The 15,517-nt window shown below is 66.4% G+C and carries 17 protein-coding genes; 12 read left to right on the forward strand and 5 right to left on the reverse strand.

Features of this window, described 5'->3' with window-relative positions; genetic code table 11:
- Window position 1 precedes the first annotated feature (1 nt).
- From CBW24_RS11830 to CBW24_RS11860, 7 genes are read left to right on the forward strand one after another with little or no spacing between them, the layout of a single operon-like run.
- Complete coding sequence (locus CBW24_RS11830; RefSeq protein WP_097373709.1) at window positions 2-778, forward strand: thiazole synthase; 777 nt, start codon at window positions 2-4, stop codon at window positions 776-778.
- The gene (locus tag CBW24_RS11835) at window positions 775-1,371 is read left to right on the forward strand and encodes a thiamine phosphate synthase (RefSeq protein WP_097373710.1); all 597 of its coding nucleotides are present in this window, start codon (window positions 775-777) and stop codon (window positions 1,369-1,371) included. Before CBW24_RS11830 ends, CBW24_RS11835 begins: the two co-directional genes overlap by 4 nt.
- Entirely contained in the window at window positions 1,368-2,354 is a 987-nt protein-coding gene (locus tag CBW24_RS11840; RefSeq protein ID WP_097373711.1) for a HesA/MoeB/ThiF family protein, read from the forward strand. Before CBW24_RS11835 ends, CBW24_RS11840 begins: the two co-directional genes overlap by 4 nt.
- Window positions 2,351-3,313 carry an ABC transporter substrate-binding protein gene (locus CBW24_RS11845; RefSeq protein ID WP_097373712.1) on the forward strand — a complete coding sequence of 321 codons (963 nt, stop codon included), beginning with the start codon at window positions 2,351-2,353 and terminating at the stop codon, window positions 3,311-3,313. Before CBW24_RS11840 ends, CBW24_RS11845 begins: the two co-directional genes overlap by 4 nt.
- Window positions 3,310-3,999, forward strand: a complete 690-nt coding sequence (tenA, locus tag CBW24_RS11850) for a thiaminase II (RefSeq protein WP_097373713.1) — start codon at window positions 3,310-3,312, stop codon at window positions 3,997-3,999. Before CBW24_RS11845 ends, tenA begins: the two co-directional genes overlap by 4 nt.
- The gene (locus CBW24_RS11855) at window positions 3,996-4,727 is read left to right on the forward strand and encodes an ABC transporter ATP-binding protein (RefSeq protein ID WP_097373714.1); all 732 of its coding nucleotides are present in this window, start codon (window positions 3,996-3,998) and stop codon (window positions 4,725-4,727) included. The genes tenA and CBW24_RS11855 overlap by 4 nt, the downstream gene beginning before the upstream one ends.
- A complete protein-coding gene (locus CBW24_RS11860; RefSeq protein WP_097373715.1) occupies window positions 4,724-5,461 on the forward strand; it encodes an ABC transporter permease in 738 nt (245 codons plus the stop codon). Before CBW24_RS11855 ends, CBW24_RS11860 begins: the two co-directional genes overlap by 4 nt.
- Window positions 5,462-5,539: 78 nt before the next feature.
- Here CBW24_RS11860 and CBW24_RS11865 read toward each other — a convergent pair whose 3' ends face one another.
- On the reverse strand, window positions 5,540-6,262 hold the full coding sequence (locus tag CBW24_RS11865) for a Bax inhibitor-1/YccA family protein (RefSeq protein WP_088664809.1): 723 nt from the start codon (window positions 6,260-6,262) through the stop codon (window positions 5,540-5,542).
- A 249-nt stretch (window positions 6,263-6,511) separates the two neighbouring features.
- Window positions 6,512-6,724 carry a DUF1127 domain-containing protein gene (locus CBW24_RS11870; protein ID WP_097373716.1) on the reverse strand — a complete coding sequence of 71 codons (213 nt, stop codon included), beginning with the start codon at window positions 6,722-6,724 and terminating at the stop codon, window positions 6,512-6,514.
- Between the two features lie 137 nt (window positions 6,725-6,861).
- On the opposite strand from CBW24_RS11870, the gene CBW24_RS11875 reads away from it, so the two are divergent.
- The gene (locus CBW24_RS11875) at window positions 6,862-7,752 is read left to right on the forward strand and encodes a LysR family transcriptional regulator (RefSeq protein WP_088664807.1); all 891 of its coding nucleotides are present in this window, start codon (window positions 6,862-6,864) and stop codon (window positions 7,750-7,752) included.
- A gap of 11 nt (window positions 7,753-7,763) precedes the next feature.
- On the opposite strand, the gene CBW24_RS11880 is transcribed toward CBW24_RS11875, so the two are convergent.
- Complete coding sequence (locus tag CBW24_RS11880) at window positions 7,764-8,732, reverse strand: NADPH:quinone oxidoreductase family protein (RefSeq protein WP_097373717.1); 969 nt, start codon at window positions 8,730-8,732, stop codon at window positions 7,764-7,766.
- 515 nt (window positions 8,733-9,247) lie between these two features.
- Here CBW24_RS11880 and CBW24_RS11885 point away from each other — a divergent pair.
- From CBW24_RS11885 to CBW24_RS11900, 4 genes are all read left to right on the forward strand, one after another.
- A complete protein-coding gene (locus CBW24_RS11885) occupies window positions 9,248-9,631 on the forward strand; it encodes a helix-turn-helix domain-containing protein (protein WP_088664805.1) in 384 nt (127 codons plus the stop codon).
- Between the two features lie 212 nt (window positions 9,632-9,843).
- On the forward strand, window positions 9,844-10,647 hold the full coding sequence (gene hisN / locus CBW24_RS11890) for a histidinol-phosphatase (RefSeq protein ID WP_097374227.1): 804 nt from the start codon (window positions 9,844-9,846) through the stop codon (window positions 10,645-10,647).
- Entirely contained in the window at window positions 10,644-11,978 is a 1,335-nt protein-coding gene (locus CBW24_RS11895) for an 8-oxoguanine deaminase (protein WP_097373718.1), read from the forward strand. The genes hisN and CBW24_RS11895 overlap by 4 nt, the downstream gene beginning before the upstream one ends.
- Window positions 11,979-12,073: 95 nt before the next feature.
- Window positions 12,074-12,808 (forward strand): alpha/beta fold hydrolase, encoded by a 735-nt coding sequence (locus CBW24_RS11900; protein WP_097373719.1) that lies wholly within the window; start codon window positions 12,074-12,076, stop codon window positions 12,806-12,808.
- Window positions 12,809-12,815: 7 nt separating this feature from the next.
- Here the strand turns inward: CBW24_RS11900 and CBW24_RS11905 are convergent, their stop codons facing one another.
- Entirely contained in the window at window positions 12,816-14,078 is a 1,263-nt protein-coding gene (locus tag CBW24_RS11905; RefSeq protein ID WP_097373720.1) for a DegT/DnrJ/EryC1/StrS family aminotransferase, read from the reverse strand.
- 125 nt (window positions 14,079-14,203) lie between these two features.
- Entirely contained in the window at window positions 14,204-15,517 is a 1,314-nt protein-coding gene (locus CBW24_RS11910) for an NAD(P)/FAD-dependent oxidoreductase (RefSeq protein ID WP_097373721.1), read from the reverse strand.

Raw genomic sequence — 15,517 nt, forward strand, 5'->3', positions numbered from 1 at the left:
GATGCCGGTATTCTATGGCACTGAAATCACATCGCGGCTGATGCTGGGCACGGCGCAATACCCCTCCCCCAAGGCGCTGAGGGAGGCGTTCCGCCGCTCCGGCGCGGGCATTGCCACCGTATCGCTACGCCGCGAGGCGGGCGGTGAGGGCGGCGCGGGCGAAGCGTTCTGGCAGATGATCCGCGATCTGAACATTCCCGTCCTGCCCAACACCGCCGGGTGCCATTCGGTGCGCGAGGCGGTGACCACGGCGCATATGGCGCGGGAGGTGTTTGACACGCGCTGGATCAAGCTGGAGGTGATCGGCCATGCCGACACGTTGCAGCCCGATCCCTTTGGCTTGCTGGAGGCCGCGCGCATCCTGACCGAAGACGGGTTTCAGGTGTTTCCCTACACGACCGAGGATGGCGTGCTGGGAGGACGGCTGCTGGAGGCGGGCTGCGAGGTGCTGATGCCCTGGGGCGCGCCGATCGGCACCGGGCTGGGGCTCAACAATATCTACGGGCTGCGGAGCCTGCGCGCGCAGTTCCCCGATGTGCCGATGGTGATCGACGCGGGGCTGGGCCTGCCGTCACAGGCGGCGCAGGCGTTGGAGTTGGGCTTTGACGCCGTGCTGCTCAACACCGCCGTGGCAAAGGCGGGCGACCCGGCGACGATGGCCGAAGGCTTCGCCCGCGCGCTGGAGGCCGGGCGGTTGGCCTATGAGGCCGACCCGATGGAGCCGCGCGACATGGCCGCGCCCTCGACCCCCGTTCTGGGACTGGCGGTGCTGGAATGACGCTCGACCGGTTTTACCCGATCTTCGACGATGTGGCGTGGCTGGAGCGCGCGCTGCCTTTGGGCGTGAAGCTGGTGCAGTTGCGGCTGAAGGACAGGCCCGAGGAGGAATTGCGCGATCAACTGTCCCGTGGCCGCGATCTGTGCCGGGCGGCGGGCGCGGTTTTGGTGGTCAACGACCATTGGCGGCTGGCGATTGATCTGGGCTGCGACTGGCTGCATCTGGGTCAGGAGGATCTGGACGAGGCCGACCTGCCTGCCATCCGCCGCGCCGGGCTACGGCTGGGCATTTCCACCCATGACGAGGCGGAGTTGGAGCGCGCGCTGGCGCTCAACCCCGGCTACATCGCGCTGGGGCCGGTCTGGCCCACGATCCTGAAGCAGATGAAATGGCATCAGCAGGGTCTGGGCCGGGTGCGCGCGTGGAAAGACCGGATCGGGGAGATGCCGCTGGTCGCCATTGGCGGGCTGAGCGTCGCGCGCGCGCCGGAGGCGTTTGGCGCGGGCGCGGATATCGTCTCTGCCGTGACCGACATCACGCTCAACGCCGATCCCGAAGCGCGGCTGCGCGAGTGGATCGAGGTGACGCGATGAGCCGCTACGCCCGGCAATTGGCCGTGCCCGGCATGGGGCCAGAGGCGCAAGCGCGGCTGGCACGGGCGCGGGTGCTGGTGATCGGCGCGGGCGGGCTGGCGGCGCCGGTGCTGCAATATCTGGTGGGCGCGGGTGTCGGGCATCTGCGGCTCGTTGATCCCGATGTGGTCGAAACCGGCAACCTGCATCGCCAGACCCTATTCCGCGAGGGTGATCTGGGTCAGCCCAAGGCGGATGCTGCGGCGCGGAGCCTTGCGACGCTGAACCCGGAGGTGCGGATCGCACCGGTGCAAGACAGCTTCACCCCCGCCACCGCGCCCGCACTGGCCGAGGGCATGGATCTGGTTTTGGACTGCGCCGACAGTTTCGCCGCGAGCTACATCGCGTCTGATCTGTGCTTGGCCGAAGGTTTGCCGCTGATCCATGCCTCGGTCGTGGGCACCGATGGCTATGCGGGCGGGTTCTGCGGCGGCGCGCCGTCGCTGCGCGCCGTGTTCCCTGATCTGCCGCAGCGCATGGGCTCCTGCGCCGAGGATGGCGTGTTGGGCCCGGTCGTGGGTGTCATCGGCAGCCTACAGGCGCAGATAGCGCTGGCGCATCTGGCGGGGCTCGCCCCCAGCCCGCTGGGCCGCATCGTCAGCTTTGACGCGGGCACGATGCGCTTCGGCGGGTTCCGGTTCGACGGCGCGCCGGAGCCGGATCATGCGCCGCGTTTCATCGATGCGCGCGACATCACCGCCGAGGATTTCGTCATCGACCTGCGCGCCGCCGATGAGGCGCCGTTGGTGCGCCCGGACGCGCAGCGCCTGCGCGTCGAACAGATCGACACATTCACCCCCCTGCCCGCGCCCGACCGGCGCGCGGTGCTGTGCTGCCGTTCCGGACTCAGATCTTGGACGGCGGCGGAGCGGCTGGCAGCCCGCTGGCCCGGCCCCATCACCCTTGTCGCACTAGGCGATCCCCAAACCGGAGACACTCCATGAAACTCGCCCTTTCCCTGTCGCTGACCCTGCTGGCCTCGCCCGCGTTCGCGCAGGACCGCATGACCGTCATTCTCGACTGGTTCGTCAATCCCGATCACGGCCCGATCATCGTGGCGCAGGAGCTGGGCTATTTCGACGAGGCTGGGCTGGAGGTCGAGGTAATCGCCCCCGCCGACCCCGCCGATCCGCCGAAGATGGCCGCCGCAGGCCGCGCCGATCTGGCGATTTCCTACCAGCCGCAGCTGCATTTGCAGGTGGCGGAGGGGCTGCCGTTGAAGGCCGTCGGCACGCTGGTCGCCACGCCGCTCAACTGCCTGTTGGTGGAGGCTGATGGCCCGATCAAAAGCCTTGCGGACCTGAAGGGCGGCAAGATCGGCTTTTCCATCGCCGGCGTCGAAGAGGCGCTGCTGACCGCGATGCTGCAACAGGGCGATGTGGCGCTGGACGATGTGGAATTGGTCAATGTGAACTGGTCGCTGTCGCCGTCGCTGATGTCCGGTCAGGTCGACGCGGTGATCGGCGCGTTCCGCAATTTCGAGTTGAACCAGATGGAGATCGAGGGCGTTGCGGGCAAATGCTTCTACCCCGAAGAGCATGGCGTGCCGAGTTATGACGAGCTGATCTATGTCGCCAATCCCGAAACAATGGATGCGGATAAGATCGACCGCTTCCTGACCGCCACGGCGCGCGGCGTGCAATATATCGTCAACCATCCGCAGGAAAGCTGGGAGCTGTTTGCGGGCACCTCCGCCGAGTTGAAAGACGAGCTGAATGCCAAGGCATGGGAGGACACCCTGCCCCGCTTCGCCCTGCGCCCCGCCGCGATCGACACGGCCCGCTACGAGGCCTTCGAGGCATTTTTGCTGGAGGCCGGGCTGATCGAGACCGCGCGCCCGGTGAGCGACCTGATCGCCGGGATCGAGGCCGGGACTTCGGATGCGGCGGACGCCGGGCAATGAGCTACGGCGCGACCTTCCCCCTCTGGCGGCAGGCGTCGGGCGAGGTATGGCGGGATTACACCCGCCATGCCTTCGTCACCGAGCTGGGCGATGGTACCCTCCCGCGTGAGGCATTTCTCGGCTATCTGGTGCAGGACTACCTGTTTTTGGTGCATTTCGCACGGGCGTGGGCGCTGGCGGTGACCAAGGCCGACACCATCGACGAAATGCGGCTATGCGCCGCTACGGTGCACGCCCTGATCGACGAGGAAATGCGGCTGCATGTGGTCACCTGCGCCGAGGCCGGGATCGACGAAGACATGCTGGCCCGGGCGGAGGAGAAGACCGCCAATATCGCCTATACCCGCTATGTTCTGGATGCCGGTCACGCGGGGGATTTTCTGGACCTGCTCGCCGCGCTCGCGCCCTGTGTGCTGGGCTATGGCGAAATAGGCGCGCGGCTGCTGGCCGAGGGGCGCGCGGCGGGCACGCTCGACACCAACCCCTATGCCGCGTGGATCACCACCTATGGCGGCGACGAGTATCAGCAGGTTTGCACGGCGGTGGGCAACCTGATCGACACCGCCGTGGCGCGGCGGCTGGGCGATGCGCCTGACACCACGCCGCGCTGGACGACGCTGACCCAGCGCTTCGCCACCGCGACCCGGCTGGAGGTCGGGTTCTGGGATATGGGGCTGACCGGGTGAGCGCGCCCGCGCTGCGATTTTCGGGCGCGTTGCGGGTGGCCGGGCGGGTGCTGTTCGACCGGATCGAGTTGACGGCCCCCGCCGGGCACTGGACCTGTCTTCTGGGCCCTTCCGGCATAGGCAAATCGACGGTGCTGCACGGGTTCGCCGGTTTGGCCGAAACCGATGGCGCGGCGATGGCGGCGGACGGGCACCCGCTGCCGGGGCGGGTGGCGCTGATGGCGCAGTCCGACATGCTGCTGCCGTGGCTCAGCATCGGAGCCAATGTCACGCTGGGCGACCGGCTGCGCGGCACACGGACCGATGCGGACCGCGCGGCGCAGGTGCTGCGCGATGTCGGGCTTGCCGATCTGGCACAGCGGAAACCACGAGCCCTGTCCGGCGGCCAACGGCAGCGCGCCGCGCTGGCGCGGGTGCTTTACGAGGACCGCCCCGTGGTGCTGCTGGATGAGCCTTTCTCAGCGCTCGATGTGGCGACCCGCACGGCCATGCAGGCGCTGGCGGCCCGCGAACTGGCCGGGCGCACCGTGCTGCATGTGACCCATGACCCGGCGGAGGCCGCGCGGCTGGGACAACAGATCCTCATCATGACCCGTGCCGGGATCACGCCCGCGCCCCCTGCTGCCGCGCCGATCCCGCGCGCGCCGATCCCGCGCGCGCCGGATGCCGCCGACACGCTGACGGTAACCGGGGCGCTGACCCGCGCCTTGCTGGAGACCGTCCCATGAAGATCGTCCATCTGATTGCACCGGCGCTGCTGGCGCTGGCGCTGTGGCAGGCGGCGGTTGTCGTGCTCGACATGCCAAGTTTCATCCTGCCCGCTCCGGCGGCGGTGGCGGCGCGGCTGTGGCTGAGCCGCGCGCTTATCGCCGAACACGCATGGGTCACATTGGTCGAGGTGCTGGCCGGGCTGGCACTGGGCGCGGGGCTTGGCTGGGTGTCGGCGGTGGCGCTGGCCTTTAGCGCCGGAGCGCGGCGGCTGGTGCAGCCCCTGCTGGTTTTCAGCCAAGCGGTGCCGGTCTTCGCGCTGGCTCCGATCCTGACGCTGTGGTTCGGCTACGGGCTGTTGTCGAAAATCGCGATGGCGCTGTTGATCATCTATTTCCCTGTCACCTCGGCGTTCCTAGACGCGCTGCTGCGCACGCCGCCCGACTGGCTGGCACAGGCGCGGGTGATGGGCGCGACGCGCTGGCGGCTGATGTGGCGGGTGCGCATCCCCGCCGCGCTGCCGGGGTTTCTGACCGGGCTGAAACTGGCGGTGGTCTACGCGCCCATCGGCGCAGTGATCGGCGAATGGGTCGGCGCATCGCGGGGGCTGGGCTATCTCATGCTGCTCGCCAATGGCCGCGCCCGTATCGACCTGATGTTCGCTGCGCTGCTGACGCTGGCGGTGATGACGATGCTGCTGCATGCGCTGGCCAACCTTGCCATTGCCCGGATTCTTGCGCGGCGCGAGGCGTGAGGCCAAAGAAAAACCCCGCCGGCGATGCGGCGGGGTTTGAATGCTGCGACCGGGACCGGTCGGGCTGTCAGGCTGCGATCACTCGCGGTTGCCGAACAGCTGCAGCAGGAACATGAACATGTTGATGAAGTCCAGGTAGAGCTGCAGCGCACCCATGATCGCGGCCTTGCCCAGCCATTCGCTGTCGCCGTGGGCGGCATGGGCCAGGTAGGTGTTCTTGATGTTCTGGGTGTCGTAGGCGGTGAGGCCCGCGAAGATCAGAACGCCCAGCGCGGAGATCGCGAACATGATTGCCGGCGACGCCAGGAAGATGTTGACGATCGACGCCACGACGAGGCCGATCACGCCCATGATGAGGAACGATCCCCAGCCGGAGATGTCCTTTTTCGTGGTGTAGCCCCACAGGCTCAGCCCCGCGAATGCGATGGCGGTCACCAGAAACACCTGCGCAATAGAGAAGCCGGTATAGGCGGCAAAGATCCATGCGATGGACAGACCCATCGCCGCGGCAAAGGCGTAGAAGAACAGTTGCGCCGCGGCGGCGCTCATCTTGTTGATCATGGCGCTGAATGCGAAAACCATGATCAGCGGCGCGAACATCACGACCCATTTCAGCGGCGACATGAAGATCGTCGCGACCAGTTGTTCGTTGGTGCCAACGCCCCAGGCCACCAGTGCGGTCAGCAGCATGCCGACCGACATCGTGCCGTAGACCTTGTTCATGTGGGCGCGAAGGCCCTCGTCGATCTGGGCGGTACGGGCACCGGCGCCGACCGTCCGGATCGTCTGGTAGTCTGCCATTTAAGCCTCCTCAAGCGGGATCAGACAGCCCGGCACATGCCGGACGCTTGGGCTTGAATATCGGGAATCGCGACGCGCGTTTCAAGATGCCAGCCTGCTGATATCGCGGATGAAGCGCGGTTTGCGGCGGATTTGCCCGGCAATGCGCCGTCATGACCCCAGCGGGGCATGGATCGGGGCGCCGACGGGACCGATAGGCCCGGAGATTGGCTGGCGCGAATGTGATCGCGCCGCAGCCCTCAGCAACAGTCAGACGCAGGGCACATCCCAGAGGGGTCGCCGCAATTCGGCCTGCACGGCGGCCGAACTGAGGCCCAGATCATCGAGAAGCCACGGGTCCAGTTGCGCCAAGGCGCGGCGCTGGCGCCGCACCCGATACATCGCGCGCAGGCGGCGGAGGATGGTGTCATCCCTCCGGGGCAGAAGACACTGGGTGGCGACGGGGCGAAACAGAGCGAACATAGCAGCTTCCTTCACAATTGGTGATTTGAGGGATGTCAAAATCAATTCCCTTGATCACCCTGCGCAATGCTGCTTTATTTTGGAAACGAATGATTATGATGCCCGCCATCACGAACTGTGATATTCAGGAGACCGCCATGCCCCGCAACCTTGACCTGACCGCGCTCCGCTCTTTCGTCACCGTGGCGGATGCCGGAGGCGTCACCCGCGCGGCGGGGGCGCTGAACCTGACCCAATCGGCGGTGTCGATGCAGCTTAAACGGCTGGAAGAAGGGTTGGGCCTGTCGCTGCTGGATCGGTCGACGCGCACCATGACGCTGACGCCCGAAGGCGATCAGCTGGCAGGCTACGCGCGCCGGATGCTGGCGCTGAATGACGAGGCTTTGGGGCGGCTGACCTCTCAGGATTTTACCGGCGAGATCCTTTTGGGGGTGCCGCATGACATCGTTTACCCCTGCATTCCACGTGTGTTGAAATCATTCTCAGCCGCATATCCGCGGATGCAGGTGCAACTGGTGTCGTCCTACACCCGGTCCTTGCGCGAAGGGTTTTCCCGCGGCGATATCGACATGATCCTGACCACCGAAGATGGGGTTGGCGACGGCGGCGAGACGCTGACCGAAGTGCCGCTGATCTGGGTCGGCGCGCCGGAGGGACAGGCGTGGAAACAACGCCCGCTGAGATTGGCGTTCGAGCAGTTCTGCATTTTCCGTCCCTCGGTTCAGCAGGCGCTCGATGCGGCAGGCATCCCGTGGGAAATGGCGGTGCAATCCGACAGCACGCGGACGGTCGAGGCCACGGTCAGCGCCGATCTGGCGGTGCATGCGCTGATCGAAGGGATGGAGCCGCCCTATATAGAGCGCATCCATCATCAAGGCGCCCTGCCCGATCTGCGACAGATCCGCATTAATCTGTATACCTCGGAGCTTGCCGGGAACGAGGCGCGCAGGGCGTTGGCGGATATGATCCGCACGACCTACCGCAACTCCCTGCCCGAACGGCCCCGCATGGTGGCGCAGGCAGGCTGACGGCGCGAGCCTCAGCCCCCGTCTGGCAGGTCGATCACCACCTTGCCGGTGGAGCGGCGACTGCGCAGCAGGTCCATGCCCTCCGCCACCTGATCATAAGGCAGAACGTGGCTGATATGCGGATGGAGCCGCCCCGCACGATACCATTCCAGCAGCGCGCCGAGTGACCCGGCCAGAGCCTGCGGATTGAACCGGGGATAGGCGCCCATGTAGTGACCGATGACCGAGATATTCTTGACCAGCATGTGATTGGGGGCCAGCCGAGGTAGATCACCACCGGCAAAACCGATAAGCAACAGCCGCCCTTCGGGCCGGGTGGCACGGAACGCGCTGTGGAACGCCTCACCGCCGACGCTGTCATAGGTCACATCGAGCCCGCCCAGAGCCCGCAACTGTTCCAGCATGTCGGGCGCATCGGCGTCGATGACGTGATCGGCGCCAGCCTCCCGACAGATGGCGAGCTTATCCGCACCGCGGGCAGAGGCCACGACCTCCGCGCCCATCAGCTTACCGATTTCGATCGCGGTCAGACCCACGCCTCCGGCCGCACCGGTGACAAGCAGCCTTTCACCGGGGCACAAGTTGGCCCGGCGCGCCAGCCCGAGATGGGAGGTGGCATAGGCGATCTGAAATCCGGCGGCCTCCGGCCACGTCATGGCATCGGGGATCGGCAGGCAAGCCACGGCGGGAACCACCGCGTGACTGGCCAACATGCCGCTGCCGAACACGGCAACCCGCGTCCCGATGGCGGGCGTGGTGACCCCCGCCCCCAGCGCTTCGACGACGCCCGCTCCTTCGAGCCCGAGGGTCGCAGGCAGGTCGGGTCGCTCCTGATACTGGCCCTGCAGCATCAGCAGATCGGCGAAGTTCAACCCACAGGCGCGCATCGCCACGCGCACTTCGCCCGGTCCCGGCTCCGGCAGTGGCAGGTCATCCCAGCGGGGCGGCGCATCCACGTCATGCAAGCGATAGGCGATCACGGCAAAGGCTCCTCATCCGGTCTGCACCACGGGCGGGATGCGACGTGGCGTCAGGGTGAAGCTGCACCGGCGCGGGCCGCGTGTGCAACCACGGCCATGCACGCTGCGGCGCTAAGCCCCAGCCGACATGGTGAAATTCGCGCCGCAGCTCTGGCCAAGGTCGCCACGGGGCACACGGCCAGATTGCGTGGCGGCGCTGCGTCGCAGACGGCCCCGACTCGCCCCAAGGCTGCACCAACTGCAAGGTTTTCGTTCTGCATTGCAGAATGCAAAATCGTCTTTGGGTTGATTTGCAAATTGCGAATATTGACGCGAACGTCAACCGTTTGTGATCCAATAATGCGGTTCCGAGCGGGATTGGACAGGCCGCTTTCGAGCGAAAATTATAAATCCTTATGATAAATCAGAACGTTATATCCAAAGTTACCGAAACCTACCCAAAAAGACAGTATGGCAATCCCCAGTGGCGTGATAAATTTTAACTACACCCTGACGTGAAACGATGGAGCCTTAGAATGAAACACCCGGTTGATATCCATGTTGGCAAACGGGTGCGGCATCGTAGGTGGATGGTGGGGATGACCCAGCAGCAACTCGCCGAAAAGGTGGGTATCAAGTTTCAGCAGATCCAGAAATACGAGACCGGCATGAACCGTGTCAGCGCCTCCCGCCTGTGGGATATCGCCGACGCGCTGGAAGTGCCGGTAGCATTCTTCTTTGAAGGGTTCAGCGAAAGCGCGGATGCGAATTTCGCCATGACCGAAGGCGAGCCCGGCCTGCCCGGCGACATCCTGTCGGACCGCGAAGCGTTGGAGCTTGTGCGCTCCTACTACGCAATCCCCGAAAATCAGCGCCGCCGCCTGTTCGATCTGGCCCGCGTGCTGAGCGACGTCGCCTGACGCCTCATAACGGATGAGCGACGCGCGGCTGCGTCCCATCCGGCGCGGACACGGTCTTGCCAAGGTCCGTCGGAGCGGCTGCGATTGCGCTACACCGCCGGGTTGACCCGCCCCGTCCCCTATTCAATACCAGTGCCAGTCCCGGCGCGGCCCCTTGGTCGCGCCGCTTGCCTGTCAGGGGAACCGCCATGTCCGCCACCGCCAGCCGTCCCATGCTTGACCCCGCGACGCGCGATGCGCTTCAGCGTTGCGCGCATGAACTGGCCGATGCGGCCCGTGCGGCGATCCTGCCGCATTTCCGCAGCGCCGCGCTCGACACCGAAAACAAGGCCAGCGCCGGCTTCGATCCGGTCACCGTCGCGGACCGCGCGGCCGAGCGGGCGATGCGCGATGTGCTGGTGCGGCTGCGGCCCGATGACGCCATTCTGGGCGAGGAATACGGCGCGCAAGCGGGCAGTTCCGGCCTGACTTGGGTGCTGGACCCCATCGACGGCACCCGCGCGTTCATGTCCGGCACGCCGACTTGGGGCGTGTTGATCGCGGTGGTGACCGATGGAGGCCCCGTCTACGGGCTGATTGACCAGCCCTATATGGGAGAGCGCTTCGAGGGCGGCTTTGGCGTGGCGCAACTGACCGCCCCGCGCGGGATCTCGCCGCTTTCGACGCGCCCCGTGGGCGGGTTGGATCAGGCGATTGTCTTCTCCACCTTCCCGGAAATCGGCACCGCCGGCGAACGTGCGGCCTTTGAGCGGGTAAGCACGGCGGCGCGTCTGACCCGGTATGGCATGGATTGCTACGCCTATGGGCTTCTGGCGCTGGGGCAAATCGATCTGGTGATCGAAGCGGGCTTGCAAAGCTACGATATCTGCGCCCCGATTGCGGTGATCGAGGCGGCGGGCGGGGTTGTCACCAATTGGCAGGGCGGCCCGGCGCATAACGGCGGGCAGGTTCTGGCAGCCGCCAATCCCGCCATCCATGCCGAAGCTCTGGCCCTCCTGGCGGAGCGCGGCGCATGAGCCATCTGCTGATCCGTGGCGCCGACACCGTGCTGACGATGGACCCGGCGCGGGGGGAATTCAGCGGCGACATTCGGCTGCGCGACGGGGTGATCGCAGAGCTGGGCCACGATCTGCCGCCGAACGGGTCCGAGATTCTGGACGCGCGCGGCTGCGTGGTGACACCGGGGCTGATTAACACCCACCATCACCTGTTCCAGACCCTGACCCGCGCAGTGCCTGCCGGGCAGGACGCGCTTTTATTTGGCTGGTTGCAGGCGCTCTACCCGATCTGGGCGCGCATGGGGCCGGAGCATATCCGCGTCTCGGCCATGCTGGGTCTGACGGAATTGGCACTGTCTGGCTGCACCACCAGTTCCGATCATCTCTATTTGTTTCCCAATGGCGCGCGGCTGGAAGATTCCATCGCGGGCGCGGCCGAGGTCGGCCTGCGATTCCACCCCACCCGCGGCGCGATGTCGATTGGCGAAAGCGATGGCGGCCTGCCCCCCGATGCGCTGGTTGAACGCGAGGCGGCCATCCTTGACGACTGCATCCGGGTGATCGACGGGTTTCACAACCCCTCCCCCGGCGCGATGGTCCGGGTCGGCATCGCGCCCTGTTCGCCATTCTCCGTCAGCCGGGAATTGATGCGCGATGCCGCGGTGCTGGCACGGGACAAGGGCGTGCGCCTGCACACGCATCTGGCCGAGAATGACGAGGATATCGCCTATTCTCTCGAACAGTTCGGTTGCCGCCCCGGCCAGTATGCCGAGGATCTGGGCTGGACCGGCGAGGATGTGTGGCATGCGCATTGCGTGAAGCTCGACACCGACGAGATCGCGTTGTTTTCCGCCACCGGCACCGGCGTCGCCCATTGCCCGTGCTCTAATTGTCGGCTGGGATCGGGGATCGCGCCGGTCCGCGCCATGCGAGATGCGGGTGTGCCGGTAGGCTTGGGCGTCGATGGCACGGCAAGCAACGACACCGGCGATCTGGTGGGCGAGGCGCGTCAGGCGATGCTTTTGCAACGTGTGGCGCGCGGCGCGGACGCGATGTCGGCGCGCGAAGCGCTGGAGATCGCGACGATGGGCGGGGCGCGGGTGCTGGGCCGCGCGGATGAGATCGGCTCGCTCACCCCCGGCAAACGCGCCGATCTGGCGATCTGGGATGTGTCCGGGATCGAGGCCGCCGGCAGTTGGGACAAGGCCGCGTTGCTGCTGGCTGGGCCGCGCCGGGTCCGCGACCTGATCGTCGAGGGCCGCCGTGTGGTGGGCGAAGGCCGGATGCTGACACTGGACGCGCGCAGGCTGGCGCGGGACGCCGACAGGCTGGCCCGAGATCTGATGTAAACGCGTCACCCTGCGCTGCGTATGCCGCAAAGGGTCATTGCATTCTTGCATTGGCGGCGTCGCTTCGGTCTGATCGCAGGACAGGAGGGCCGATCATGCTGGATACGCAGGATGGGACAAGCCCGGAGCCGGTGCTCTTCGTCCCTGGTATGATGTGTGATTTCAGGCTGTTCGCCCCCCAGATGCAAAGCCTCGCGGCGCAACGTCCGGTGCAGTTCGCGCCGATTTCCGGTGCGTCGACGATGTCCCGGCTTGCCGCGCGCATTGCCGCCTCTGCCCCGCCACGGTTCGCGCTGGTGGGCTATTCGATGGGGGGCATGGTGGCGATGGAATTGGCGCGCATCATGCCGGAGCGGATTTCACGTCTGTGCCTGATGAACACCAGCCCGTTGGGAGAAAGCGCGGCGCAGGCCGCCTTTCGCGAGCCGCAGATGATCGCAGCGCGTCATGGCCGGCTGGAGGAGATGCTTCGCGATGTGATGCGGCTCGATTACCTTGCCCCCGGACCGGGGCGGTTGGCGATGCAGGCGGCATTTGTGCAAATGGGAATGGATCTGGGTCCGGCGGTGTTTGTGCGCCAAAGCCGCGCCTTGCAGCGCCGCCGCGACCAGCAGATGACACTGCGCCATTTGCAAATGCCTGTTCTGGTCATGGTTGGGGCGCATGATCGGATGACGCCCGTGCGCCGCCATGAGTTGATGGCGACACTGATCCCGGGCGCGCAGCTTCAGGTGATCGCGGATGCGGGCCACATGCCGACATTGGAGCAGCCCCAACGTGTCACCGCCCATCTGCGCGACTGGCTGGGCGAGCCGCTGATGCTGCGCTAGGCGCGGGTCACGTCCCGTAGGCAACGACCGGCGCTGCCGTGTCGCTGGTCATCGCCACCTCCGCCGCGCCGGTCAGCGCAGCAGCGATGTAATCGAGCTCCGCGTCGGTCAGCCGGGCGGGCAGACGCACATCGCAGGCATTCATCAGCATGGCGCGGGTCGCGGGCAGATCTGGCAGGTCGCCCAGAAACTGCCAGTTCCAGTAGGCGCGCGCGTTATCCGTGCTGCGCCCGAAGATCTGCACCTTTACCCCGCGCGCGGCAGCCTCGGCCGCAAAGGCATCGGCCTGCGCGTCATCCATGCCGGTCAGGTTGAACTGAATGCTGTCGGGCGCGCGCAATTCACCCGGCAGCGGTGCGGGCACCGAAAGCCACGGCGAGGTGTTGAGCGCGGCGGCCACGCGGTCATGTCCGGCGCGCCCATCGCGGACCCGGCGCGGAATTTCGGCCAGTTGCGCGCGGATGATGACCGCCGACAGGTTCTGTAGCCGCAGATTGTAGAGCGGCAGTTTATTCTGCCACGCGGCGCAGGCCTGCTGCACGCCGTCATGTTTCTTCCATGCGTGCTCATAGGCGCCCGACATGATGATGGCGCGCGCGGCAAGGTCCGCATCGTCGGTGATGAGGATACCGCCCTCGCCCGCATTGACCATCTTATAGGACTGGAAGGAGAAACAGCCGATGCGGCCCAGCGTCCCGATCTTGCGCCCGTTCCACAGCGTGCCCAGCGAATGCGCGGCGTCTTCGATCACCGGCACGCCAGCGGCCTCGGCCAGCGCCATGATCCGGTCCATGTCCGAGGTATGGCCACGCATATGGCTGATCAGGACGGCGGCGGTGTCATCGGTTAGCTTCGCGGCGAAGTCGTCCATGTCGATGCGGTAATCCGCACCGCATTCGACCAGCACCGGGACGCAATCGGCATGCACCACCGCCGAAGGCACGGCGGCAAAGGTAAAGGCCGGGATCAGCACTTTGGCCCCGCGCGGCAGGTCCAGCGCCTTCAGCGACAAAAACAGCGCCGCCGAACAGGACGATACGGCAAGGGCAAAGCGGCTGCCCATCATCGCGGCGAAGTCCCGCTCCAGCAATGTCACGGGCGCGTTTTCAGGCGCGGTGTAGCGGAACAGATCCCCGGATGAGAGCAGCGCCTCGATTTCAGCGCGCGCGGCCTCGGGGATCGGTTCGGCGTCATAGACATTCGGCGCGATCGGAGCAGCGTCGGTATCCGTGCGGAAAGGGGCGGCGGCGGGGGTCGCGGTGGGGGTCATATCGGGGCCTCTGCTCTGCGCGTCGTTCAGGAAAACTGTAACTGACCTTCATGTATCCTGACAACAGAACTGTGACACGGCGGGGCCGAGCGGCGAAAAACCGGCATGACAGTCCCGTGATGGGGTTAGATTCCGACGCGGTCGCGGAGGGAATACCAGCTCATTGCGGCGGCCAGCAGCGGTGCGCGGAGCTTCGCCCCGCCGGGGAATGGCGGCGCCGGGAGCCGTGCCAGCAGGTCGAAATCCTCGGTCCGTCCCTGCACCGCATCCGCCAGAACCCGGCCCGCCAATGTCGCCAGCGCGACGCCATGACCGGAATAGCCCGACGCGGAAAGCAGACCCTTTGCGGGCCGCGCAAACACCGGAAGTCGCGACATGGTGATCGCCAGCGTGCCGCCCCAAGCATGGGTGATGGGCACATCGCGCAGCTGCGGGAATACTTTTTCCAGCGGGCGGCGGACCTGCCCGGCGATGTCGCGCGGAAAACGGTAACCGTAGCTTTCCCCGCCGCCGAAAATGAGCCGTCCGTCATGTGACAGGCGGAAATAGTTCACCACGAACTTGCTGTCCGCCACCGCCGCGCCACCGGGCAGAACCGCCTCGGCCCGGCTTCCCAGCGGCTCGGTCACTGCGATGAAGTTATTGATCGGCATCACCCGGCGACCCACCTTGCGGTTCAGCCCGCCGAGATAACCGTTACAGGCAAGGATCACCGTATCCGCCAGCAGATCCCCCTGCGCCGTCACCACCCGGCGGCGGCGGCCCTCGCGCCGGATTTCAACGACCTCGGACGTCTCGTGGAGAACCGCGCCTGCCTCCGCCGCCGCACGGGCCAGCCCGAACGCATAGCGCAGCGGATGCAGGTGCCCTGCCGACCAATCGACCACGCCGCCCACATAGGCGGGGCTGTCGATGAGCCGCCGCAGTGCCGCGCCTTCCAGCACCTCGGTCGTGTCGTGACTGTAATGGTCGCGCAGATAGTGGGCGGTCGCGATTTCATCGGCCAGTTCGGCCTTGTGCCAGCAGGTATGGACCACGCCGGGCCGCCATTCCGCATCACTGGCGTGATCGGCGCAGAGCCGCCGCGTCAGCGACTTGGCCTCCTCCGACAGCTGCCACAGGCGACGGGCGGCGTCGGAGCCCATGACCTTTTCCAGCCGCTTTTGCCCGACGTTGAAGCCGGTGCCGACCTGACCGCCATTGCGCCCTGACGCGCCGAAGCCCACGCGCTGCGCCTCCAGCAAGACGACATCGACGCCCGCCCGCGCAAGGTGCAGCGCGGTAGAAAGGCCAGTATAGCCGCCGCCGATGACGCAGACCTGCGCCTGACGCGCGCCTTCCAGCGGGGCATAGGGGCCGGGCGGGGTGGCCGTTGCCGCATACCAGCTGTCGGGATACGCGCCGGGCCGGTCATTCGCGTGCAGCAGGTTCAGCGCCAT

Origin of the sequence: Pacificitalea manganoxidans (genome assembly GCF_002504165.1) — a bacterium.
In the GTDB taxonomy this organism is placed as follows: Bacteria; Pseudomonadota; Alphaproteobacteria; order Rhodobacterales; family Rhodobacteraceae; genus Pacificitalea; species Pacificitalea manganoxidans.

Excerpts from the sequence above, each read along its gene's own strand:
- CBW24_RS11830 (WP_097373709.1), top strand. The coding sequence starts at position 2 with ATGCCGGTATTCTATGGCACTGAAATCACATCGCGGCTGATGCTGGGC.
- CBW24_RS11835 (WP_097373710.1), top strand. The coding sequence starts at position 775 with ATGACGCTCGACCGGTTTTACCCGATCTTCGACGATGTGGCGTGGCTG.
- CBW24_RS11840 (WP_097373711.1), top strand. The coding sequence starts at position 1,368 with ATGAGCCGCTACGCCCGGCAATTGGCCGTGCCCGGCATGGGGCCAGAG.
- CBW24_RS11845 (WP_097373712.1), top strand. The coding sequence starts at position 2,351 with ATGAAACTCGCCCTTTCCCTGTCGCTGACCCTGCTGGCCTCGCCCGCG.
- tenA (WP_097373713.1), top strand. The coding sequence starts at position 3,310 with ATGAGCTACGGCGCGACCTTCCCCCTCTGGCGGCAGGCGTCGGGCGAG.
- CBW24_RS11860 (WP_097373715.1), top strand. The coding sequence starts at position 4,724 with ATGAAGATCGTCCATCTGATTGCACCGGCGCTGCTGGCGCTGGCGCTG.
- CBW24_RS11865 (WP_088664809.1), bottom strand. The coding sequence starts at position 6,262 with ATGGCAGACTACCAGACGATCCGGACGGTCGGCGCCGGTGCCCGTACC.
- CBW24_RS11870 (WP_097373716.1), bottom strand. The coding sequence starts at position 6,724 with ATGTTCGCTCTGTTTCGCCCCGTCGCCACCCAGTGTCTTCTGCCCCGG.
- CBW24_RS11875 (WP_088664807.1), top strand. The coding sequence starts at position 6,862 with ATGCCCCGCAACCTTGACCTGACCGCGCTCCGCTCTTTCGTCACCGTG.
- CBW24_RS11885 (WP_088664805.1), top strand. The coding sequence starts at position 9,248 with ATGAAACACCCGGTTGATATCCATGTTGGCAAACGGGTGCGGCATCGT.
- hisN (WP_097374227.1), top strand. The coding sequence starts at position 9,844 with ATGCTTGACCCCGCGACGCGCGATGCGCTTCAGCGTTGCGCGCATGAA.
- CBW24_RS11895 (WP_097373718.1), top strand. The coding sequence starts at position 10,644 with ATGAGCCATCTGCTGATCCGTGGCGCCGACACCGTGCTGACGATGGAC.
- CBW24_RS11900 (WP_097373719.1), top strand. The coding sequence starts at position 12,074 with ATGCTGGATACGCAGGATGGGACAAGCCCGGAGCCGGTGCTCTTCGTC.
- CBW24_RS11905 (WP_097373720.1), bottom strand. The coding sequence starts at position 14,078 with ATGACCCCCACCGCGACCCCCGCCGCCGCCCCTTTCCGCACGGATACC.
- CBW24_RS11910 (WP_097373721.1), bottom strand. The coding sequence starts at position 15,517 with ATGGCGCTGAACCTGCTGCACGCGAATGACCGGCCCGGCGCGTATCCC.